This is a genomic window from Paenibacillus sp. Root52, assembly GCF_001426865.1.
GTDB lineage: Bacteria > Bacillota > Bacilli > Paenibacillales > Paenibacillaceae > Paenibacillus.
In genome coordinates this window covers 1-22855 of sequence record NZ_LMFO01000034.1, presented here as the reverse complement: position 1 = coordinate 22855, position 22855 = coordinate 1, and the positions used below count along the sequence as shown (strand labels likewise).

At 47.6% G+C, this 22855-nt stretch carries 13 protein-coding genes, 17 tRNA genes and 2 rRNA genes; 6 read left to right on the top strand and 26 right to left on the bottom strand.

The genetic code is table 11. The annotated features are described in order from the left end of the window. Positions 1-91: 91 nt before the first annotated feature. The gene (locus ASD24_RS28815; protein WP_056703625.1) at positions 92-2065 is read right to left on the bottom strand and encodes a methyl-accepting chemotaxis protein; all 1974 of its coding nucleotides are present in this window, start codon (positions 2063-2065) and stop codon (positions 92-94) included. Between the two features lie 282 nt (positions 2066-2347). Between ASD24_RS28815 and ASD24_RS28810 the strand changes: the two genes are divergently transcribed. Further along, the gene (locus ASD24_RS28810; RefSeq protein ID WP_235540960.1) at positions 2348-3736 is read left to right on the top strand and encodes a serine hydrolase; all 1389 of its coding nucleotides are present in this window, start codon (positions 2348-2350) and stop codon (positions 3734-3736) included. A 205-nt stretch (positions 3737-3941) separates the two neighbouring features. Here ASD24_RS28810 and nagZ read toward each other — a convergent pair whose 3' ends face one another. Further along, positions 3942-5615, bottom strand: a complete 1674-nt coding sequence (gene nagZ / locus ASD24_RS28805; RefSeq protein WP_056703620.1) for a beta-N-acetylhexosaminidase — start codon at positions 5613-5615, stop codon at positions 3942-3944. A 279-nt stretch (positions 5616-5894) separates the two neighbouring features. On the opposite strand from nagZ, the gene ASD24_RS28800 reads away from it, so the two are divergent. Genes ASD24_RS28800 through ASD24_RS28790 form a run of 3 tightly spaced genes read left to right on the top strand, consistent with a single transcriptional unit; the run spans position 5895 to position 8739 of the window. Next, positions 5895-6719, top strand: coding sequence for a hypothetical protein (locus tag ASD24_RS28800; protein WP_056703616.1), 825 nt, complete (start codon positions 5895-5897; stop codon positions 6717-6719). Between the two features lie 12 nt (positions 6720-6731). Continuing rightward, positions 6732-8144, top strand: coding sequence for an N-acetylmuramoyl-L-alanine amidase family protein (locus ASD24_RS28795; protein WP_056703613.1), 1413 nt, complete (start codon positions 6732-6734; stop codon positions 8142-8144). Between the two features lie 34 nt (positions 8145-8178). Beyond that, on the top strand, positions 8179-8739 hold the full coding sequence (locus ASD24_RS28790) for a GerMN domain-containing protein (protein WP_235540958.1): 561 nt from the start codon (positions 8179-8181) through the stop codon (positions 8737-8739). Positions 8740-8921: 182 nt separating this feature from the next. Here the strand turns inward: ASD24_RS28790 and ASD24_RS28785 are convergent, their stop codons facing one another. The 4 genes from ASD24_RS28785 to ASD24_RS28770 are packed head-to-tail and all read right to left on the bottom strand — an operon-like array spanning position 8922 to position 14384. After that, a complete protein-coding gene (locus ASD24_RS28785) occupies positions 8922-10583 on the bottom strand; it encodes an MBL fold metallo-hydrolase (protein WP_056703606.1) in 1662 nt (553 codons plus the stop codon). Further along, positions 10580-12250 carry an ABC transporter permease gene (locus tag ASD24_RS28780; protein WP_056703603.1) on the bottom strand — a complete coding sequence of 557 codons (1671 nt, stop codon included), beginning with the start codon at positions 12248-12250 and terminating at the stop codon, positions 10580-10582. The genes ASD24_RS28785 and ASD24_RS28780 overlap by 4 nt, the downstream gene beginning before the upstream one ends. A gap of 1 nt (position 12251) precedes the next feature. After that, the gene (locus ASD24_RS28775) at positions 12252-13325 is read right to left on the bottom strand and encodes an ABC transporter substrate-binding protein (protein WP_056703601.1); all 1074 of its coding nucleotides are present in this window, start codon (positions 13323-13325) and stop codon (positions 12252-12254) included. A 45-nt stretch (positions 13326-13370) separates the two neighbouring features. Then, complete coding sequence (locus ASD24_RS28770) at positions 13371-14384, bottom strand: ABC transporter ATP-binding protein (protein WP_056704150.1); 1014 nt, start codon at positions 14382-14384, stop codon at positions 13371-13373. Between the two features lie 215 nt (positions 14385-14599). Here ASD24_RS28770 and ASD24_RS28765 point away from each other — a divergent pair, with 215 nt between their 5' ends. Both ASD24_RS28765 and ASD24_RS28760 read left to right on the top strand, forming a co-directional pair. Further along, positions 14600-15502 carry a LysR family transcriptional regulator gene (locus tag ASD24_RS28765; protein WP_082560616.1) on the top strand — a complete coding sequence of 301 codons (903 nt, stop codon included), beginning with the start codon at positions 14600-14602 and terminating at the stop codon, positions 15500-15502. Positions 15503-15715: 213 nt separating this feature from the next. Next, on the top strand, positions 15716-16579 hold the full coding sequence (locus ASD24_RS28760; RefSeq protein WP_156395585.1) for a CYTH domain-containing protein: 864 nt from the start codon (positions 15716-15718) through the stop codon (positions 16577-16579). Between the two features lie 375 nt (positions 16580-16954). Here ASD24_RS28760 and ASD24_RS28755 read toward each other — a convergent pair whose 3' ends face one another. The 20 genes from ASD24_RS28755 to ASD24_RS28660 form a co-directional block, all read right to left on the bottom strand. Next, entirely contained in the window at positions 16955-17560 is a 606-nt protein-coding gene (locus ASD24_RS28755; RefSeq protein ID WP_056703598.1) for a short chain dehydrogenase, read from the bottom strand. A gap of 293 nt (positions 17561-17853) precedes the next feature. Further along, positions 17854-17924 (bottom strand) — tRNA-Gly (locus ASD24_RS28750). 10 nt (positions 17925-17934) lie between these two features. Then, positions 17935-18008 (bottom strand) — tRNA-Pro (locus tag ASD24_RS28745). Between the two features lie 13 nt (positions 18009-18021). After that, positions 18022-18098, bottom strand: a tRNA-Arg gene (locus ASD24_RS28740). A 5-nt stretch (positions 18099-18103) separates the two neighbouring features. After that, a tRNA-Gly gene (locus ASD24_RS28735) sits at positions 18104-18178 on the bottom strand. 8 nt (positions 18179-18186) lie between these two features. Next, a tRNA-Leu gene (locus ASD24_RS28730) sits at positions 18187-18274 on the bottom strand. 12 nt (positions 18275-18286) lie between these two features. Next, positions 18287-18359, bottom strand: a tRNA-Lys gene (locus tag ASD24_RS28725). Positions 18360-18366: 7 nt separating this feature from the next. Next, positions 18367-18441: transfer RNA gene (locus ASD24_RS28720), tRNA-Gln, on the bottom strand. A gap of 9 nt (positions 18442-18450) precedes the next feature. Further along, positions 18451-18526, bottom strand: a tRNA-His gene (locus ASD24_RS28715). Between the two features lie 96 nt (positions 18527-18622). After that, positions 18623-18698, bottom strand: a tRNA-Thr gene (locus ASD24_RS28710). 26 nt (positions 18699-18724) lie between these two features. Beyond that, positions 18725-18802, bottom strand: a tRNA-Asp gene (locus tag ASD24_RS28705). Positions 18803-18827: 25 nt separating this feature from the next. Beyond that, positions 18828-18901, bottom strand: a tRNA-Met gene (locus ASD24_RS28700). Between the two features lie 18 nt (positions 18902-18919). Beyond that, a tRNA-Val gene (locus ASD24_RS28695) sits at positions 18920-18995 on the bottom strand. A 43-nt stretch (positions 18996-19038) separates the two neighbouring features. After that, positions 19039-19109, bottom strand: a tRNA-Glu gene (locus ASD24_RS28690). Positions 19110-19119: 10 nt separating this feature from the next. Beyond that, positions 19120-19211: transfer RNA gene (locus ASD24_RS28685), tRNA-Ser, on the bottom strand. A 3-nt stretch (positions 19212-19214) separates the two neighbouring features. Beyond that, a tRNA-Asn gene (locus ASD24_RS28680) sits at positions 19215-19290 on the bottom strand. 1 nt (position 19291) lies between these two features. Beyond that, positions 19292-19367, bottom strand: a tRNA-Ala gene (locus tag ASD24_RS28675). 26 nt (positions 19368-19393) lie between these two features. Then, a tRNA-Ile gene (locus ASD24_RS28670) sits at positions 19394-19470 on the bottom strand. Positions 19471-19628: 158 nt separating this feature from the next. Then, positions 19629-19745, bottom strand: a 5S ribosomal RNA gene (rrf, locus tag ASD24_RS28665). 181 nt (positions 19746-19926) lie between these two features. Then, positions 19927-22853 (bottom strand): 23S ribosomal RNA (locus ASD24_RS28660). Between the last annotated feature and the right edge of the window lie 2 nt (positions 22854-22855).

Below are 22855 nucleotides of genomic sequence, written 5' to 3'. Positions count from 1 at the left end.
GTAAGTTCTCTCGTCAGCTTATATGCTGAGATCAAAAAAGGCTGTAGGGTTACAACCCCACAGCCTTACATATCTTTTTCTACAACACGTTCTATAGTTTGAAACGTTCAATCATACTCTGAAGATCCTCTGCCATACGGGATAGAGCCGCAGATGACGCCGCAACCTCTTCCATCGTCGCCAGTTGCTCCTGCGCAGCGGCAGAACCATCCTCGGTTCCTGAGGCAATCTGATCCGACAGAATGATCGTGTCATTCACCGCTTTGGTTACATGCCCCATTCCACCATCAATCTGACGGGACGCAGCCGATACTTCCTCTGCTTGCGACGCGACCTGCTGAACAGCATCCCGAATATCTTGGAAAGCCTCTCCCGCTTCTGTAATCATTTGCGAGCTCTTCATCATACTTTCGCCTGTTTGGGCAAAGGTTGACTGTACCGCATTGGTCTTCTCTTGCATCTCCTGCATCAGCTCATTAATACGCTCAGCCGAACTACCCGAGCTCTGGGCAAGTATCTTCACTTCATTAGCTACAACGGCGAAGCCTCGACCTTGCTCACCTGCACGTGCCGCTTCAATTGTGGCGTTCAATGCCAGGATATTCGTCTGTTTAGCAATTGCCGTGATCTCCGTAACAATCTGAATAATCTCATCATTTTTGGCACGCAAATCCTCAATCACAGCTTCAACTGCCTTACTCTCATCATTGACTTGATGCATATATGCTACCGCTCCATCTACCGTAACCATACCTGCCTCGGATTTCGTAGATGCTTCCAGTGCGATTCGTGCAGTACTTTCGGCACTCGTTGAAATTTCCTTAACACCTAAGGACATCTCTCCAACTAATTGCCCTGTAGCCGAAAGACTGTGATTTTGCTTCGTCGTTCCTTCCGCCGCGCCTTGCATCAGCTCAGCCACCTGTTCCGTCGCTTTGGATGTCTGTTCTGAACTCGCCATCAACTCTTCCGATGAAGCCGCCAGTTGACTCGATGTACCATGAACTTCGCCAAGGACTTCACGCAGAGACGAAGTCATCGTGTCAAAGCTATTGGCTAATTGACCGAATTCATCATTTCGCTTCATGCCGATATGAACAGTAAGATCCCCTGCACTCACCTGCGAAGCCGCCTGTGTAAGCTGCGTCAATGGACGATGGATGCTACGGATGATAAAGATAAGCAAAATAATGCCGACCAATAGCGAAGCGCCTACCACCATGTACGTCCGAATCAAAATAGGTCTTACTGCTTCAGCAGCTTCAGAAGGAACCAGCTCGCCAACAATTTTCCAACCCGTCGCTGGATTCGTGAAATATACGGCCTGTAACTCTTGACCTTCATAGGTGTATTTCACAGTACCCCGGTCTTGCGTGTACATCTCATTAATATAACTTGCATCAGACTGTACCCCAGATTCAATATTGTAATGGAAGAGAAACTTCCCTCCATTATCCAGCATGTACAGCTTACCTTCTTTACCGATATGTATGTTATCTACCGATTCCTTCAGATGATTGAGACTTACATTGGCACCAAATACCCCTTTACCATCGGCTAGCTTGGCCGACGCCGTCACAACCCACTCCCCTGTTGTCGCAGATTGGAACGTGTCTGAGATAATAGGCTCAGATTCAACCATAGCCTGCGTGTACCAGCTCCGCTCACGTGGATCATAGATCTGTTCGCCTGGATCTGGGGACTTCATCCAACTACCATCCTCAGCACCTATGGTGAGTACAGCAAGTTCATCATGGTTTTCAGACATGCGATCCATCTGTTTTTGCACAGCAGGCGATTTGTTAATTACATCGCTAGAAGTTACTCCTGCAGCTAGTTGTGCGGCATTATCCTTCTCCATATCGAGCATTTCACTGATCTGCAGACTAAGCATTTCTGTTTTGGCTTCTGCAGAACGAATGAGCTCTTCGTTAACCCGCTCCGCTGCCTTCGTGTAGGATAACCAACCTACGCTAATACTCGGTATAATCAGGAACAAGAGCAATGAAGCGATTAGCCGTTTTTTGACGGTCAAGGTAAACCAGTTTTTCATCGATTTCTTCATTATTTCTATCCTCCATTAAATTCATCACCCTTCTTTTTATCGGATAGACATCCAAAAAATATTACGTATAGATACTAAATATTTCGAATTTTGGAGATTGGGCTTCAATTTTTAAGATAGCTCCATGAACATTCTTAATTTTTGACCGCTTGTTCGAGATCGTTTACAATTGCTCATAAAGCTGGTTATTCATGAAACGTTTGGAAGGAGAGGATTCAAATTATACGCAAGTCGCAAGTGCAACAACCTGTTTCTAAGCTCTTTATATCGTTATCCCGCATCATGCTCGTACTTATGTTGTGTGCTAGCCCGGTGCTGGGACAGGCCGGGAATGTCGCTACGGCCGCTCAGGCGGCTAACACTGTCCATATTGAAGTGAATGGTCAAGAACAGACCTGGAAGAATCAGCCCCTTATTTTTCAAGGATCAACCTTCGTACCGCTTCGAGATGTTGTGCAGTCCTTAAATGGTACGCTCAAATGGGATGCGCCTACGAAGACAGCTACCATTAAGGTGGGAAGAGACACCCTCATTCATCAGGCAAGCAGCAGCTCTATTCAAGTCAATCATGTTCAACTGTCTACAGGCGTTAAATCTCGGACGGTGAATGGTACATTGATGGTTCCGGTTCGTCCGCTTGCCAATGCGCTCAAGGCAGATATTAAGGTACAACGTACCGCCTCCGGACAGATGAGTGTAAACGTGAAGACAGACCAAGTCAGCGTATTAAATTCTGAACTTGCGAGTGTGGATACGTATCTGCGCGAAGCTGAGTTTCCTGGCATGGCATTGATTGCTAAGAACGGCGAGGTATTACTCCGCCAAGGTTACGGCCTTGCTGATGAACACACCATGAATCGTCCGGATCAGAAGACTCGTATCGCTTCACTAAGCAAGTCATTCACCGCTGCATCCATCCTGCACTTAGCAGAAGAAGGGTTGCTCGATGTGCAAGACCCGATCTCCAAGTACATCTCGGGCATTCCAGAAGGGGATAAAATTACGCTACATATGTTGTTATCCCAAACCTCAGGTATTCCTTCCGCATTCGGCCGAGGAGAAGGGACTTCTTTGGAGGAAACGGTAGAGGAAATCCGGCACAAAACGCTGAAGTTTGAACCAGGCAGCGCTTATCTATACAGCAACAGCGGCTACGTGTTACTCGCCTATGTCATTGAGCAAGTATCCGGCAGCAGCTACGCTGATTATGTACAACAAACAATTCTGAAACCGCTCGGAATGAAAAACTCAGGAGAAGCCTCCCGTCAAGTTCAAACCATCAGTGGATTTGTTTCCGAAAATAACGCTTGGGTGCCTGCACCTTATTACGTTTCACAATCGGGATCAGGAACGATCTACTCCACAGTGGATGATATGTTGAAGTGGGATCGTGCGCTCTACACCGATCAGATCTTGAGCCAAGATACGATTGAACAAATGTACAAACCCTACTCCAGCAAAAACTATGGTTACGCTTGGATTTTGAAAGAAAACAATCAGAACCGTACCGTTTTCCATAACGGTAGTGGTGGTGGCTTCGCTACTGCGTTCTCTCGTAATCTATCCGATGACATCACGATCATCTTGCTCGGTAATCATGCGGGCATGGACATGACTACTCTGATGAGCGAGGTTGAAGCAGAGACAGCCAAAGCACTGCATTTGCAATAATGATGTTCTTTATTTTTAATTAGCTAGAGTTACTATATCCTCAAAAAAAGGACGTTTCCTTGATTACCCATCTCCCGATCTATGTTGCAGGGAAATGACTCTCATGGATTCGTCCTTTTTGCTGTGTGCACTAGCCATAACCACGCACTCTATAGCACACTCTACACTCTACATCAGTACGCTACATCATCGTTTTTATCTCACTTCACTCGATCGACACAGGCGATTTCCCCTGAAAAGGAATTCGACCTAGGAGCGCTTGAGCAACACTATTCATCGCGAGCGGCCGGCTCTCGTAAGCTGCTACGTAGACCTTCACGTTAGGTAGAGCAAGCAGATCATATGGGCTGCGCAGCGCTACGACTGCTAGTGGTTTTCCAATTTGCTGCAACGCTTCAATTAATCTGCATTGTGATTCGCCAGAAGGACTTCCAGCATTGTAGGTGCCTACGATAATTTGCTCCACTTCTTGCTCTCTAGCAGCCTGTAACATACTTGCAGAGGAATTAGAGACATTCTCCACATTGGCATACAAATCAATAACCTCCAGCCCATAACGCGATAATACAGCACCTAGCGTGGATGTTTCACTTAATTGTTCATCAACAGCACTGGTCACCGATGATGCAACCGTGATGACCAATGTACGCTGCATTTTCAGGGGTAACATCCCAATCTGATCACGCACAAGTGTGATGCTCCTCTCACTGATCCGCTGAGCTACAGCCTGATGTAGCAGGCTGTTACGCTCTGTTCCAGCATCCAAGGCGGGCATATCGAGCTGTACGGGAGACAGATTAACATCCTCACTTCGATTATCTGCATTCATTCTGCTGTCTAACAAACCATGCTTACTCTTATACATCAATAGCCGCATCACCGACTCATTGATTCGTGCTTCGCTAATTCGACCCTGTTGTACCGCAGAGATCAGTGCCTCATATGCCTCTATCTGTAACCTCGGCGTGTGACTAATGAGTACCAGATCTGCTCCAGCCTCTACAGCCATCACTGCTGCTTCAACCGTTCCATAGTGTACAGCAATGGCATCCATCTCCATACAGTCTGTTACAATCATACCCTCATAACCAAATTCCTCGCGGAGCAACCCGTGAAGGACGGATCGTGATAAGGTGACAGGTAGACGCTCTGATTCGAGTGCAGGAAAATAAATATGTGCTGACATAACTGCATCTACACCTGCTGCTATAGCGGATCGAAAGGGAACCAGCTCAACTCGGTTCATCCGCTCTCGGTCATGAGGAATGATGGGTAGATCAAGATGGGAATCCGTATCGGTATCCCCGTGACCTGGGAAATGCTTAGCTGTCGCTACAACTCCAGCATTTTGGTAACCCGCTACAGCTCTAACTCCGTAATCTGCTACGATATCAGCATTCTCACCAAATGAGCGCACGCCAATGACAGGGTTAGCCGCATTATTATTAACGTCCAGGACGGGAGCAAAATTCATGTTAATCCCCATAGATCTCAACTCTATTCCGCTAATATATGCCGCTTGATAAGCGTCATCCTGGAAACCAGCAGCAGCAATCGCCATCTGTCCGGGCATTAACGCAATCCCCTCTGTAATCCTGGATACCATGCCACCCTCTTGATCAATGGAAATCCAGAGTGGAGTATGGTTACTTGCGGAAGCAATGCTCTGTAATCCCTCTGACAGTTGCTGTACCTGCTCAGGCGATTCTACGTTACGCGCAAAATAGATCACGCCACCGATCGGGTACTGCTGAATTAACGCTTCAATGTCTCCGGCAGCTTCCGTGCCATGGAATCCAATCAATAACATTTGCCCAACCTTTTCCTGTAAACTCATAGACTGCAGAATGCTCCGAACCCTTTCCCCTTGCTCACTCATCTCCATTCCCCTCCCGATAAACCAGTATTCATCGTATGAAAATATGAAATTAATTAGACCGTATGTCCATATCCTACATCTGTTTGTCTGTTTGATCCATTAAATATATATCTTACTGACTGAAGGATGCATTGATGATAAACAAACTTTTAAATATTGATCACATGAAGCAATTCCACATAGAAACATTTTTACATTTTTACCGTTTATATAGTGTAGGGAGATTATGGAATCCTAATTACGTGTTAACAATCCATAGGCAATAAAGGAGATGATGCGATGCAAAATGTAACTGGCTGGCTATTGATCGGCGTGCTCTTAGCAGGATTGACGACTACAGTACCTTCTATGGTGGTGGCTAAACAGAACCTATCCGAGTCTGTGACATCCAACTCCGTTCTAAGCGCTACGACCGCTCCATCTATGTATGCCAGTAACCATACGTTCCAAAAAAGCAGCAGCAACCCCCTCCATTGGAAGGGCGGGAACGTTACCTTAACCACAACTTCTACTAAGCGGGAAGGCGTTCCAGCTTTTGAGCAACATGTCATTCAATCCATTGTCGTCACCCAAGGGAAACAGCAGTTTACAATGCAAACTAGCGACTGGGAGGACAAGCTGCTTCAGATTACAAGTGTCACTGCCTCCGACTCGAAGGCATGGATTGCCATACAAGCAGAACGTAGCGCAGGAAGTTCATTGATTCTCCTGAACCTTGAAACGGGCGAATGGCGGAATCTTCAGGATCGATTACACCAGGCTGGTCAGAAAAACGTAGAAACCATCACCGCTTATGCATGGGCACCTTCCGAGGATCATATCGCCTTCTCTTACGGGGATACCTCCAAAAGCACCATATCCATCTACGATGCACAACAAGACCGCCTGATGAGGCTGCCAAGGACAACGAACTACATCACGACCTCACTGATCTTGTGGCAAAAGGAAGGCACATGGCTAGATTACATCAGTGAATATCCATCAGACCAATTTATTTTGTACAGATACACGTTAGCTAGTAACAAGGTAAAACCCGTGAAGAAAATGAAACGACAAGAATTCCAAGAATGGATCAAGCTTAATCAAGCTCTTAGATCTAAATAATAGAGGTGTGTAATGAAGAAGACCTTGCTACTCTTATGGATGAGTCTGTTCGTGCTGTTCTTACTCCCAAGTCCCGGGCATGCTGCAGCGAACACGTCAAAGATTTTTTTGGATGGTGAGCAATTAAATCTACCTAATGATGTTCAAGTCACAATCGTCAATAAAAACGTGATGATTCCCATCCGGGTCGTTGCCGAAAATCTTAAATTCCAGGTCGACTGGAATCAGAAAGCAAGCCAAGTGAAGATTCAACAAGATAACCAAATACTCGCTTTAACCGTTAATCAGAAGCAAGCTATGGTGGGTGACAAGGAAGTAAGTTTAAATACCGCCCCGCAGATCATTAACAATACAGTCGTGGTACCGATTCGATTTGTCAGTGAACAGATGGGATTAACGGTGAAGTGGAACAACCAAGAGAAAATCGTATACTTAGTCAATACCATCAAGACCCCTGCCCAAGAACCTAACACAAATCCTGGGCAAGATGATAGCTCTACCCTAGCCCAAGTGACAGATATCCTGTTTACAAACAACCAACTCGTGGTATCTATGGATCAAGATGTGCAACCGATTATTACCACATTGAAGAACCCCGACCGGCTGGTTGTTGACTTGCCTGGAACCGTATTTGGCGATATGGCTCAACCTCTGGATCAGGGGATGAATGGAAAGTTAGATGTGAGTGGATTCCCGAATGTGACCGATGTAAGATATTCACTGTTCAAAAAAGATCCAGGTCAAGTCCGGATTGTCGTTGAATTGAATCAAGTGAAAAGTGTTCAGTTCAGCCAGGAGCAAGTCGCTGGTAAACTCATAGTGGATCTGAACGTTTCCGGAGAGAACGTCATCCCCGTAATTGTCACGCCAGTAGGTGAACCAGGTCGCAAAGTGGTCGTCATTGATCCAGGGCATGGCGGAAGTGATCCAGGAACAATAAGCATCACGAACAAACCTGAGAAGGATTTCACCCTCGCTGTAGGGTTGAAAGTACAAGCACTTCTTCTACAAGAGGAAAACATTCAACTGGTTATGACACGTGTTACGGATGTGTATCCCACACGCCCTGAACGTGTCAAACTTGCCAATGATCTGAATGCAGATGTGTTTGTATCCATCCATGGCAATAGTGTAGAGTCCGCTCCCAAAGTATCAGGAACAGAGACATTTTATTATCAACGCAGCAGTAGCAAGGATTTGGCGAACGTTATCCATAAACATTTGATTCAAGCCATGGGACTTAAAGATCGTGGTGTGAAAAATGGGAATCTAGAAGTCATTCGAAACACTAAGATGCCTGCGGTGCTGTTAGAACTCGGCTTCCTCAGTAACGCCGAGGAAGAAGTTGCTCTATTATCCGAGGATATGCAGATGAAGGCTGCTCAAGCGATTGTGGATGGAATCAAGGAATACCTCGGGCTCTAAATTAATGAATATCACTTCGAAGGGATGTGCTCTATTGAAAGCTAAGCTAGGATGCGCACTCATCTTGTCCATCTTAATGATTATTGGAATTGGTTGCGCTCAGAAGCCAGTCACTGAATCCGGATCGAATGAACCGAGCAGTGTTCAAGGACAGGGACAATCCCCGAGCCCAGCGGAAACTACGGTAGAACCAGAGACAAGAACCTCACAAGCTGTGGAGGTCTATTACGCAGATGCAGAATTACTGGAGCTGGAGCAACAAGAGCAGACAATTGATTTCAAGGAAGAAACAGAGAAGTATCAAAAGACATTCGAAGCATTACAAAACAGCTCCGATGCTAACCTCATTTCATTATGGGATCAGGTGGAGCTACTCTCCACAACGTTTGAGGATGGGGCACTTACGTTAGATGTTCATATCCCAGAGGAAGCCAATCTGGGATCCAGTGGAGAACTGCTTGCACTTGATGCACTGACCCAAACGATGTTTCAATTCGATGAAGTGAACAGTATTGATGTGTTAGTGGATGGCGAAGCATCCGAGAGCTTAATGGGTCATTCTGAACTAGAGCACCCCATTCAACGTGCACCATAGTTGAAAAAGAATTGATAATTCATGGTTGAATCATTTGCAGACACGATGATAAGCAACACTTGTCATCGTGTTTTTTCTTATTTTCATGATGTAAAAAGAAAGAACGCCCAGGTAAGGGCGTTCTCGTTATTCTCACTCATTTACAATAATCTCTCACTGCCTATCTAATTCGCACTCGCCAATCACACCACAAGCTCATCTCCAGGTGATAAAGAATGAATCATCTGATCAGGCATAGTTCCTTTAGCTTCACTTAACCTAGCTTCACTGAGCGTATCTTCGCTCAGAAGATGATCCCGAAGTTTATCCGTCTCTTCGCGATTGGTGTGCACAAGGATCGTGTGTCGTGCAGGAAGTCTACGGATCATTCTTTCCACATCCAGCCACCCTTGATGAACCTTGTAACGAACCTTCCGTACTTCACATTTCCCATGCTCTTCAGGGGTCTGCGATAGTTGATCTGCGTAGGTGCCCTCCGATACATGACCAGTAAGCAGCACCATACTGTTCTGATCTTCGGCTAGCTGGCTATAATACCAGCGGGCAAGAGCAGACTGCATCATCCCATCCGGAATAAACCATAGCGAGGCCGTATGCTGCTTCAACCATTGCTCCCGCTCCTCTTGCGTCACAGGTGTCTGCCATCTGGATCCATTCAAGCATTCCGTAATCGCTTCGGTCAGAGATCTCTTGTTCGATACTTCATTCTCTCTCAGCCAGTACGGTGAATGCAGAAGCTGCTTCATTCCCTTCATTAACCCCTGTTCGACGAATAGAGGAATGCCAGGATACTGCTGCTCTGCCCATAACATGATCTCCTGGCCACGTCCTACCACAGGCATAGGCAACAACACTTTCCCGCCACGCGCAATTGTCTCGCGAATCGCATGGTCTAACTGTTGTAACTTATCTACCTGCGTATCTCGGTCTGTACCGTATGCAGCATCCATGATAGCGAGATCCAGCATCTCCCCCAACGGTTCCATAGACTGTACCGGCAGTGTTCTGCTCTCACTAGGAGCTATTGCCTCCGCTGCCTTAGGTGCTGGAGCTGATCGCCAGTTCATGGACTGCTTATCGTCCATTGCTACCGAGCCATAAGCAAGCGAAGAGACCACAGGCTGCTCCAGTTCACCAAACGACGCAGCTGTGGACACATTGACCCTTTGACCACCTGCAAACTCGACTTCCTGGCCCACAGCGATGTTGCTCCTTAACGCCGTATGATCTACCCGACTGCGCTTCGGTTTACTCCTCTGCGTGCTATACAGTCCGCTTGCCCCACGTAAAGTCTCTAAAGGATCATCTTCCTGTAGCAGCATGGATTCAGAGGTGTAGTCGCCGGAGTAAAATATGCGCTGATCCTCCATCTCAATGGCAAACCACACCGAGCCCGCGAGATGACCCGTACGCCCCCAGATCGCCCACACGCCAGGGATAAGCTCAAACCAAACTCCGCACGCTGCCTCATGTTCCAAATAGCGATAACGAATAGACTGCACGTCACTCTCTTCATAGGGTACAGCATACCCTGCACGCTCCGTATTACTTCGCCATGCCTTGAAGTACGTGTCCAACTGCTCCCGAGTCTCTCGTGTCGTCCACACTTCACCCTGGTAACCTAGATTATACAGCAGAGGGATGGCTACGGAATGATCCTCATGTGCATGAGACAATAACACGGCATTCAACTGTGGTACAATCTCTTGATCTAGGAGAGGGTACTCCCCTGCTCCACCTTTTTTGACGCCACAATCCAGTAATAGACGTTGTGTACTCCCGCTAAGGAGATACGCAGAGCGGCCATGTTCCCCTGCACCGCCCCATACTTTCAGTTTGATCATGATGCATTCCACTTTCTCTTCGAATTCAGAATTTCGATCCCAAGCAGCATAAATACCGTCATACCTACAGTAACAACTGCCATCGCCATACCCAATGAAACCTGACCCTGTTCAAACTGGGCAAAAATATACGTCGCCGACGTCTGCATCGACGGCGGAAGAATTAACAACGAGGCGACCAGTTCTCTTGTCGCAATCGTAAAGGTCATCATCCACCCAGCAAGCATGCCAGGGATAATTAAGGGAACAAGAATACGCCGTAGGATATACAGCGGCTTGCCGCCAAATACTTGACCTGCCTGAAATAACGATCCGTCAATTTGGGTAAAGCTTGATTTTACATATTGCACTGTGTAAGGAAGGAACAGCACAACATAGGTCAGAACAACCATGCCATAGGTGTTATAGAGCGTGAATGGCATCCAAGGTGAATTCCAGAACAAAATCAGTCCCACAACCATGACGATCCCCGGCACAGTGTTCGGCAGTAGGCTGAACAAATCGATGATACGCTGCATCCATGAAGATGATTTTCCGATGGTTAGCGCAAGCCCCGTACCAATGAACACCGCCACCGTTGAAGCAGCGAGTGACAACCCTAAGCTATTTCCGATTGCCTTCAAACTAACAGAGCCCCACGACAAAAGATCACGGTAATGCTCCAGCGTTAGGTTATCCCAAGCCAATCCGGCTCCGCGTAACTTCATCGTTGAAGCCGCAATAATGGAGAAATACGGAATACCCACAGAAAGAATCAAGAGCAGGGCAAGGTACGAACCACAGAGCACCCCAGTCCAGCCTCGGAGAGAATAACGTTTGGAACGTTGTCCCTTCCCTCCTATTAAGCGGTAAGTGAACTTGCGAGACATCGTAGACTGCATGTACCACATGACGAGACAGACCGACAACAAGATGGAAGCGAGTGAAGTTGCCTTACCAAAATCAATCGGCCAACTGGAGATATACTTATGAATCTCTGAAGTCATAACGTAATAGCCAATCTTTCTGCCGAAGGTGGCAGGCGTTCCGAATTCCGCAATGGTTTTAACGAATACCAGCATGATGCCCATTCCGTAGGAAGACAGTAACAATGGAAGAATAATACGGCGGAATCGATATCCCGCAGGCGCACCGTGTACTGCTCCCGCTTCTTCTAGATTGCCGCCGATGCGAATTAATGCATCCCGAAGCAGCAAGTATAGAAACGGAAATAGATGCAGGCTCATAATGAGCACCATTCCCCAGAAACTGAAGAACAGCTCACTCCATTTCGAAGCCGAGGGAATCCATTGCTGGAGGTAGCCCCCTTTTTGCATGAATAGTATCCAGCCCATCGAACCGATGTATGGTGGAGTCATAAACGGAATCATCAAGATTACGTCCACCCAGCGATGCTGACCCATTCGAGTCTTAGACATCATCCAGGCGAGCGGCAAGGCGAGCAGTGTTGTTACCATAACTACACAGATACCGAGCCAAACCGAGTTAAGCAACACCCCAGACAAATGATGCCCTGTGATCGTACGAATAGGAGCCGTCCAGTCCCACTGGCCATCTGGATATATACTTTGCCAGAAAATAAAAAGCAGGGGTACGCCAATGCTTACCGTCAACAGAAAGAGGGCCAGAATCACGCCGACCCTCCGTAGAATAGTTTGATTATTCATCTTATTTGAAAATTTCAGAGAAGCGTGCTGCCGTCTCATCTCCGTGCTCACTCATCCAAGCCCAATCAACCTCGAGCTGTGGAATATCTTTTACGTTTGCGCGATTGGTTGCTTCAATATCTTCACGTCCTGGAATTAGGTAAGCATCGGTAACTAGCTTTTGTGCTTCGTCGGACAAGAGATAGTCAATAAATGCTTTGGCATTATCTACATTTGGGCTTGATTTCAAAATAGCTGCTGGTCTTGGGCTAATCACTGTTCCCTCTTCAGGGTACACAATGTCCAGTGGCTCACCTTTTGCTTTGGAGGAATACGCCATGTAATCTACTCCCGCTGCTACGATGCTCTTCGCACCAGTAATAACCGGATCAAGTGCTTCTTGGTTCGCGCCTGCCATTGCTACGCCATTAGCTTTGTAACTGCTCAGCAGATCCCAGCCCTTGTCTCCATTTGCACTCAAGTAACCTGTGATAAAGTCCAGTGCTGATCCTGAGAGTGTTGGATCGGGAATGTTCACTGCATCTTTCCATGCAGGTGTAGCGAGCTCAGCCCATGAAGTAGGCGGCGTAGATACAAGCTTGGTATTGTAGACGATTCCTAGAGCAGATGCACTGCTGCTGAAATAATTGCCTTCGGCATCCGACCAATCCTTGTTCAATTTATCAGCGTTCGCCGCTTCTGGGTAAGGCAGGGTTAATCCATCTGCTTTCAATGCCTGTGCTGAAGGTAAAGAAGCGAGAATGACTACATCAGCTACTGGATTTGATTTTTCAGCTTCCATCCGGGCTAGGATTTTGCCTGTAGTTCCTTGGAACATTTCCACCTCAATGCCCGTTTTCTCTGTAAATCCACTAACAATATTATCAGCCAGCTTCTGCGGCCCTGCGCTATACAATACCAGCTTACCGCCTGTTTTATCCGTTGTTTCTGCGGCAGCTGCCGTGTTACCCTCGCCTGCCGGTTGAGCCGCTGAGCCTGTAGTCGTGTTACCTGTGCTACATCCAAACAAACTGATACTCATTACCGCGGATAAAATCAGCATTGCGCTTTTCTTACGTGTATTCATTCCAAACATGTCATGACATCTCCCTTAGTTGGTTTTATAGTCGTGGTCAATCACTTAATTTACTGCTGCGATCTTGTTTCTCGTAAAGCTTGTCTCGTCCTCTATATTCATTCGATGTATGCGCTCAGGAGACACATAGAGATCTACCTGCTCGCCTATACCTACTCTATTGTTCCGATATGCCGTCCAAACGCCCAACCCATCCATCTGCACCCGAACCTCATAACGCTCACCTACATAACTAACACTGAGCACGACCCCGTGATATCGAAGATCATCATGATTGATCTTGTTCCAGGAGACATACTCCGGTCGAACCATAGATTGATTCGGCGTCAGCCAATTCGATTTACCGATAAATGAAGCAACAAACGGCTCGCTCGGCGTAGCGTAAATGGTTTCTGGACTGCCTTTTTGCAATATTCGCCCTTTCTCCATCACGACAATCTCGTCCGACATAGACATCGCTTCGACCTGATCATGTGTGACATACAGTGCCGTCAATCCCATATCTCGTACCAGTGCCATCATCTCAATCCGCATCTCTTCCCTCAGTACAGCATCCAGTGCGCTTAGTGGTTCATCGAACAAGATCACACCAGGTCGAACGGCCACAGCTCTGGCAAAAGCAACCCGTTGTTGCTGTCCACCAGACAACTGGTGAGGATAACGATCCTCCATCCCTTGCAGGCGTACCATGTCGAGTGCTTCTTTTACTTTTTGTCGCAGATCGGACTTCTGTTTACCAGCCCTTAGACCAAACGCTACATTTTCATATACCGTCATATGCGGCCACAAGGCGAAGTCCTGAAACACCATGCCCAGATTTCGCTTATGTGTTGGTACATCGATCCGCTTCTCTGCTGAGTAGATACACTGTCCGTCTGCATATATAGCTCCCGCATCCGGTTGTTCAAGCCCAGCCAGCATACGTAGCAATGTTGTCTTACCACAGCCTGATGGACCGAGCAATGTTGTAAACTGACCATGCTCTAGTGTGAGATCGGTAGGTAGTAACGCCGGAGTACGATTGAATGATTTTTGAACCTGTCGTATTTCTAATTTCATAAGCATCCCTGCCTGTCTTCTAGTACTGTTATCAGTCTAACGTTCGCCTTCGAGAGTTGTATGTTAGGAATGTAAAATGATAATTAACTTTTTAGATGAATTCTGTTAATGTTCATAGATTAAATCTATATAAGGCTACTTAAATGATATTTTCTATAATTTGTTTTCTAATTAGCGAACTAGAAGCTTGAAGAACTGAGAGGAGTGAGTATCTATTGAATCTGATCAAATTACAGATCGTTGAGTTGATTGATAAACATCATCACATGACCAGTGTTGCTGAGATTTTAGGCATTAAGCAGCCTACGGTTACATTTCATATGAAGTCATTAGAAGAAGAAATGGGTGTGCGGTTATTTGAATCACGGAGTGGTAAAACATTTCTGACCGAGGCTGGACAAGCGTTGCTCCATTATTCAGTCAAAATCAATGCCCTAACCCAAGAGGCTCGCCGAGTCGTTCGGGAATATGACAGTCTCTACCGGGGAACCCTGCACATTGGAGCAAGTTATGTACCTGCAACGTATCTATTACCGCCGATACTTAATGCTTTCTCACATGAGTTTCCTGGCATTCGAATTCATTTATCGGTTAAACCCTCTCCTGTCATCCGAGATATGTTAGTTCGACATCAGATTGATCTAGGGATCATTTCATCTGAGCCGTTTGTCGGCTCGCAACTACAGACAGAGACATTGTGTGAAGATGATCTCGTGCTGATCTGTGCGCCTCAGCATGCTTTGGTTCAACGAGAGGATGTACAGCCTGAACATATTGCCCAAGTGCCGTTTGCCCTGCATGGTCACGAATCCAGCACACGCCGTTTAACGAATCAATGGCTGGAGCAACATGAGGTGCGATTACGTGGAACGGTTGAGATGGATTCGTTGGAAGCAATCAAACAACTCGTTCTCCTTGGAGGGCATATCTCGTTCATGTCACGAATGGCGGTACAGTGGGAGGAACAACAGGGGCTCATTCGGGTTCTTCCGATTCCGGGGGAGCAGGCACCTCGGCATATTTATACGGTTCATAATAAGGATCGGCACCCTTCTGTTCAGATCAATCGTTTCGAGGAAGTTTTGCGAGAATGGAGTCCTCAGGCAGAGCTAACCTAATTAAAGTTAAGCCAGATATAGACATTTAACGTTGTACACTCTGATCACAGATTCCCTATGACGCTGTCAACAGATCACATAGAGAAACTATCGTTCGCCATTCATCAAATCTATGCAGGGTTAACGCAAAGTGCTTCTCCCGTTAATCACTTCGACATACTCGAACGATAAAGTGGGGTCTGTACAATAAATCAGCCTAGGGAGTGATTGGTTTTGAAAAAGTGGAAAAAGGTAACGGCGTCGTTGATGCTGAGCATCGTGACATTGGGAAGTGGACTTACGGTACTGGAAGCACCACAGGCCTCTGCTGCAGCAAATGCGGTTCCTGCATATGAGGTTAAATTTTTGGCTAAACCCGAACTGGTATTGAATGCAGATGGTACTCCACGTACTGAAGTTGTGCAGACGCTTGGTCTTGATTCCACTCCAACGGCTATACAGACAGAATACTTTGACACCAATGCGCTGGAGCTGAACGAAGAAGGTTGGAATGTGCGTTTTCGCAAGAAGGAAGATAAAAATAATTATGAACTGACGTACAAGAAGCGCTATCCTATCATCAATGGCGATGTAAATGCGGCTCTTACACTGGCTAACCAAGAAGGATTCGATTCTTCAGATGATAACTACGAAGCTGAGATCGACTGGGGATATGGCAAACAAACACTTAGCTTCTCTAATACCAAAAAAGTAGATTCCCCGAAAAATAGTGGCATTACCCTGCCTTCAGATCAAGAAGCATTGAAGATGTTGTTGGACAAGCTGCCGGGTAAGTTGAATAAATGGTCTTCCTCCAACTGGGGCAAACAAAAGCTAACCGACTCCCGTGTGTATGGTCCAGTTACTTTTCAACGGTACAAAGGAACATGGAACGGACAAGAGATGACCTTAGAGGTATGGCCTATCCGTGATGCAGCTGGTACTGGAGTAGAGAACATTGTTGAGGTCTCCTTCAAAACAGATAATGCTTCAACTGTATCAGATCTCCGTAATCAATTCATGCAGGTACTTGAAAACAAACAGTGGCTCCTTCCAGCAGATGGCCTGAAAACACAGCTTATTCTGGAGAGATACTGAGTTGCAGATGTAGGCAAGGCACAGACAAGTTGAGTCAAGAAATAGGGATGAGTAAGCGCATGTTATAAGTATGAGTTAAGGTACGAGTCGGGATTCAAGTTGAGGTACAAGTTGAGGTTCAGGTAAGCGTACCAATTCGTTGTACCAATTAAAGACAAACTTTGTAGAGATAAACGTAGAAGGACATGCATTGGAGTTCACTCCAGTTCATGTCCTTCTATTTTTGATCGTGTAGTGTATTTATTATTTTATCCACTTGGGATTTAGAGATGGTTCATTATTAGAGCGAGGTGTAATGCGTTTGGCGCATCACGCTGATCTGCCGTTCGGCCAACCCTACGTGTCCTATATAGACACGAGATCGAGATGAAGTCGTTAATATACTTTGAAATTCTGTGCCGTTTCAATGCCAAGTGCACTTTGAATAAACGTATTGGCTACACGCTCCACAGGTACGGGGTTGAATCCAATAAAGACACCTTTATACTTCTCTGCCGATTCCTCGAACAAATTAGGGCTAACTGAGTTCAATCGTATGCCTCTAGGCAGTTCATAAGCTGCTGCTTTTGCAAACGAATCGATTGCACCATTAACCATGGCACTTGAGGCACCCTTCACAATCGGATGATCCTTGATGATTCCACTAACCAAGGTAAAGCTACCCTTATCGTTAACGTAGTGCTGACCAATCAGCACAATGTTAACCTGCCCTAACAATTTTCCATGGACACTGATCATATTGTCTTCAGGCGTCAGCTCTTCCAGTTTGGCATAATGCGTCTGACCCGCCGCTACAATGACATAATCAATAGAGCCAACGGACTCAAACAGCGCAGTAATACTATCAGTTGAAGTCATATCCACCTGATAATCACCAGACTTTCTACCTGCTGTAATCACTTCTACAGGAAAATCCTTTAACTTTGCAACAATTGCCTTCCCTAACGTGCCACTTCCGCCAATCACCAGCGCTTTTTTCATACGATTCCTCCTCTGTAGTGTAAAAGGTGTATAAGCATATAGAAAAAAACATGTAGAGATACATCTCTATAGTTGAAGTTATTTCATTTAATCAAACATCACAGAAATAATCAAACTATTCGCTTTATTAACCAACAATGATGATACGTCGATCATTACATCAAGCGTTAAGATGCGACCTTAGTTAGCGGAAAAATACGGAATGAAATCGTCCAGCATTATTATTAGAAAATATCATTTTACACAAATAAAAAGCCCTTGCTAAGCGCAAGAGCTCTTTCATTATTACAATAAGCGGGTGATGGGAATCGAACCCACGCTATTAGCTTGGAAGGCTAAAGTTCTACCATTGAACTACACCCGCACAAGTAGAATCGGGATGACACGATTTGAACATGCGACCCCCTGGTCCCAAACCAGGTGCTCTACCAAGCTGAGCTACATCCCGATAAAAAAAATAATGGCGCGCCCTGAGAGATTCGAACTCCCGGCCTTTTGATTCGTAGTCAAACGCTCTATCCAGCTGAGCTAAGGGCGCAAATATGGAGCGGAAGACGGGAATCGAACCCGCGACCCTCGCCTTGGCAAGGCGATGCTCTACCGCTGAGCCACTTCCGCATAATAATTGGTGCGGTCGAGAGGACTCGAACCTCCACGGGGGGTTAGCCCACACGGACCTGAACCGTGCGCGTCTGCCAATTCCGCCACGACCGCAAAATATAAAAGTGAGTCATGAAGGGCTCGAACCTTCGACACCCTGATTAAAAGTCAGGTGCTCTACCAACTGAGCTAATGACTCAAATAAATGGCTGGGGATATAGGATTTGAACCTATGCATGACGGAGTCAAAGTCCGTTGCCTTACCGCTTGGCTAATCCCCAATGAGATAATGGGGCGATCGAGGGGAATTGAACCCCCGAATGCCGGATCCACAAACCGGTGCGTTAACCACTTCGCCACGATCGCCATAGTTACATCTCATAACTTGCTTAGAGTAATTCAGTATACCCATCTTTATCTTAAATATACATGCTATTCCAGACTCAGATGTTAAGGTATAAATGGTGCCGGCGAGAGGACTTGAACCCCCAACCTACTGATTACAAGTCAGTTGCTCTACCAGTTGAGCTACACCGGCACGGTGTAAGGTTAAATTTGAAAAAATGGCGGAACCGACGGGATTCGAACCCGCGATCTCCTGCGTGACAGGCAGGCATGTTAGGCCAACTACACCACGGTTCCAGATCACTTTCGTGAGAAAGTATAATTGCGGGGGCAGGATTTGAACCTGCGGCCTTCGGGTTATGAGCCCGACGAGCTACCGGGCTGCTCCACCCCGCGTCGTTAGAAAAAAATATATGGTGGAGGCTGAGGGGATCGAACCCCCGACCCTCTGCTTGTAAGGCAGATGCTCTCCCAGCTGAGCTAAGCCTCCATATCGGGATTCTTATCCCTCATTGAAACAATAAAAATTGTTATGACCCGTAGGGGATTCGAACCCCTGTTACCTCCGTGAAAGGGAGGTGTCTTAACCCCTTGACCAACGGTTAAAAATTATCTGGCGGAGAGAGAGGGATTCGAACCCTCGAGACGCTTGTGACGCCTACACGATTTCCAATCGTGCTCCTTCGGCCAGCTCGGACACCTCTCCATATGGCTCCCCGAACAGGGCTCGAACCTGTGACAACTCGATTAACAGTCGAGTGCTCTACCAACTGAGCTATCAGGGAATGGTGGAGCCAAGCGGGATCGAACCGCTGACCTCCTGCTTGCAAGGCAGGCGCTCTCCCAGCTGAGCTATGGCCCCATTCTTCGGTATTACTATTTTGTTTATGGTGGGCCCTGGTGGACTCGAACCACCGGCCTCACCCTTATCAGAGGTGCGCTCTAACCAACTGAGCTAAGGGCCCACATATGTATCCCTTATTTCTCTACGAGGGGGGCAAAAAAAATACCCCWAAGGGWWTTCGCTTGGCGGCGTCCTACTCTCCCAGGACCCTGCGGTCCAAGTACCATCGGCGCTAGAGGGCTTAACGGTCGTGTTCGGGATGGGTACGTGTGGAACNATGCTTGGCGGCGTCCTACTCTCCCAGGACCCTGCGGTCCAAGTACCATCGGCGCTAGAGGGCTTAACGGTCGTGTTCGGGATGGGTACGTGTGGAACCCCTCCGCTATCGCCACCAAACGCWTAGCTTAGCCTTACATYTCAGAGTGTTGTTCTCTGAAAACTAGATTCGAAACGAAAGTCTGCGATTTAGAACTTGCAATTGGATAAGCCCTCGACCGATTAGTACTGGTCAGCTCCATGCATTACTGCACTTCCACCCCCAGCCTATCTACCTCGTCGTCTTCAATAGAACTTGCAATTGGATAAGCCCTCGACCGATTAGTACTGGTCAGCTCCATGCATTACTGGCACTTCCACCCCCAGCCTATCTACCTCGTCGTCTTCAAGGGGTCTTACATACTGGGAAATCTCATCTTGAGGGGGGCTTCACGCTTAGATGCTTTCAGCGCTTATCCCTTCCGTACATAGCTACCCAGCGGTGCTCCTGGCGGAACAACTGGTACACCAGCGGTACGTCCATCCCGGTCCTCTCGTACTAAGGACAGCTCCTCTCAAATTTCCTACGCCCACGACAGATAGGGACCGAACTGTCTCACGACGTTCTGAACCCAGCTCGCGTACCGCTTTAATGGGCGAACAGCCCAACCCTTGGGACCTACTTCAGCCCCAGGATGCGATGAGCCGACATCGAGGTGCCAAACCTCCCCGTCGATGTGGACTCTTGGGGGAGATAAGCCTGTTATCCCCAGGGTAGCTTTTATCCGTTGAGCGATGGCCCTTCCATGCGGTACCACCGGATCACTAAGCCCGACTTTCGTCCCTGCTCGACTTGTAGGTCTCGCAGTCAAGCTCCCTTATGCCTTTGCACTCTTCGAATGATTTCCAACCATTCTGAGGGAACCTTTGGGCGCCTCCGTTACTCTTTAGGAGGCGACCGCCCCAGTCAAACTGCCCACCTGACACTGTCCCCGCACCGGATTACGGTACCAGGTTAGAACCTAGATACGATCAGGGTGGTATCCCAACGGTGCCTCCACCGAAGCTGGCGCTCCGGYTTCAAAGGCTCCCACCTATCCTGTACAGATCGTACCCAAATTCAATATCAAGCTGCAGTAAAGCTCCATGGGGTCTTTCCGTCTTGTCGCGGGTAACCTGCATCTTCACAGGTATTAAAATTTCACCGGATCTCTCGTTGAGACAGCGCCCAAGTCGTTACGCCATTCGTGCGGGTCAGAATTTACCTGACAAGGAATTTCGCTACCTTAGGACCGTTATAGTTACGGCCGCCGTTTACTGGGGCTTCGGTTCACAGCTTCGGATTRCTCCTAACCGCTCCCCTTAACCTTCCAGCACCGGGCAGGCGTCAGCCCGTATACTTCGCCTTACGGCTTCGCACAGACCTGTGTTTTTGCTAAACAGTCGCTTGGGCCTTTTCACTGCGGCCCCCTCGTGCTATTCACACTACCGGGGCACCCCTTCTCCCGAAGTTACGGGGTCATTTTGCCGAGTTCCTTAACGAGAGTTCTTCCGCGCGCCTTAGAATTCTCTTCTCGCCTACCTGTGTCGGTTTGCGGTACGGGCACCATCACCTGGCTAGAGGCTTTTCTTGGCAGTGTGAGATCATGACCTTCGCTACTGTAATTTTCACTCCCCATCACAGTCCAGCCTTACGATGTGCGGATTTGCCTACACATCAGCCTCACTGCTTGGACAGRCATCCATCAGYCTGCGTCACTACCCTACTGCGTCCCCCCATTGCTCATAACGGCTTACGGTGGTACAGGAATTTCGACCTGTTGTCCTTCGACTACGCCTTTCGGCCTCGCCTTAGGTCCCGACTTACCCTGAGCGGACGAGCCTTCCTCAGGAACCCTTAGGCTTTCGGCGGATCAGATTCTCACTGATCTTTTCGTTACTCATACCGGCATTCTCACTTGTATAATGTCCAGCGCTCCTTACGGTACACCTTCAACCCTTATACAACGCTCCCCTACCCCTGATGCAAAGCATCAAGCCATAGCTTCGGTGGTGTGTTTAGCCCCGTTACATTTTCGGCGCAGAGTCACTCGACCAGTGAGCTATTACGCACTCTTTAAATGGTGGCTGCTTCTAAGCCAACATCCTGGTTGTCTGTGCAACTCCACATCCTTTCCCACTTAACACACACTTGGGGACCTTAGCTGATGGTCTGGGCTGTTTCCCTTTTGACAATGGATCTTAGCACTCACTGTCTGACTCCCGGAAGTAAGTCTATGGCATTCGGAGTTTGACTGAGCTTGGTAACCCTTGCGGGCCCCGCACCCAATCAGTGCTCTACCTCCACGACTCTGTTTTCCGAGGCTAGCCCTAAAGCTATTTCGGGGAGAACCAGCTATCTCCGAGTTCGATTGGAATTTCTCCGCTACCCCCACCTCATCCCCGCATTTTTCAACATGCGTGGGTTCGGGCCTCCAGTGCGTGTTACCGCACCTTCACCCTGGACAGGGGTAGATCACCCGGTTTCGGGTCTACGTCCACGTACTMWRTCGCCCTATTCAGACTCGCTTTCGCTGCGGCTCCGGCTCTTCACCTTAACCTTGCACGGGAACGTAACTCGCCGGTTCATTCTACAAAAGGCACGCCATCACCCCTAAAACGGGCTCTGACTTTTTGTAAGCACACGGTTTCAGGTTCTATTTCACTCCCCTTCCGGGGTGCTTTTCACCTTTCCCTCACGGTACTGCTTCACTATCGGTCGCTAGGAAGTATTTAGCCTTGGCAGATGGTCCTGCCGGATTCATACGGGGTTTCACGTGCCCCGCACTACTCGGGATCCGTCTCGGAGRGAAYMRACTTTCAATTACAGGGCTTTTACCTTCTTTGGCGGGCCTTTCCAGACCTCTTCGYTTAACYGRYTCCTTTGTAACTCCATGTGAGACGTCCCACAACCCCAAAGAGCAAGCTCYTTGGTTTGGGCTTCTCCGCGTTCGCTCGCCGCTACTGACGGAATCACTATTGTTTTCTCTTCCTCAAGGTACTTAGATGTTTCAGTTCCCCTGGTATGCCTCTACATAACCTATGTATTCAGTTATGAGTAACTGGAAATTACCCCAGCTGGGTTTCCCCATTCGGACACCCCCGGATCAAAGCTTGCTTACAGCTCCCCGAGGCAGTTTCGTTGTTCGCCACGTCCTTCATCGGCTCCTAGCGCCTAGGCATCCTCCGTGTGCTCTTAGTAGCTTAACCAT

What these genes read in the sequence shown, in the direction of transcription:
- ASD24_RS28795 (WP_056703613.1), top strand. Translation starts at nt 6,732, where the DNA reads ATGAAGAAGACCTTGCTACTCTTATGGATGAGTCTGTTCGTGCTGTTC.
- nagZ (WP_056703620.1), bottom strand. Translation starts at nt 5,615, where the DNA reads ATGAGTGAGCAAGGGGAAAGGGTTCGGAGCATTCTGCAGTCTATGAGT.
- ASD24_RS28780 (WP_056703603.1), bottom strand. Translation starts at nt 12,250, where the DNA reads ATGAATAATCAAACTATTCTACGGAGGGTCGGCGTGATTCTGGCCCTC.
- ASD24_RS28810 (WP_235540960.1), top strand. Translation starts at nt 2,348, where the DNA reads ATGCTCGTACTTATGTTGTGTGCTAGCCCGGTGCTGGGACAGGCCGGG.
- ASD24_RS28785 (WP_056703606.1), bottom strand. Translation starts at nt 10,583, where the DNA reads ATGATCAAACTGAAAGTATGGGGCGGTGCAGGGGAACATGGCCGCTCT.
- ASD24_RS28800 (WP_056703616.1), top strand. Translation starts at nt 5,895, where the DNA reads ATGCAAAATGTAACTGGCTGGCTATTGATCGGCGTGCTCTTAGCAGGA.
- ASD24_RS28755 (WP_056703598.1), bottom strand. Translation starts at nt 17,560, where the DNA reads ATGAAAAAAGCGCTGGTGATTGGCGGAAGTGGCACGTTAGGGAAGGCA.
- ASD24_RS28770 (WP_056704150.1), bottom strand. Translation starts at nt 14,384, where the DNA reads ATGAAATTAGAAATACGACAGGTTCAAAAATCATTCAATCGTACTCCG.
- ASD24_RS28815 (WP_056703625.1), bottom strand. Translation starts at nt 2,065, where the DNA reads ATGAAGAAATCGATGAAAAACTGGTTTACCTTGACCGTCAAAAAACGG.
- ASD24_RS28775 (WP_056703601.1), bottom strand. Translation starts at nt 13,325, where the DNA reads ATGTTTGGAATGAATACACGTAAGAAAAGCGCAATGCTGATTTTATCC.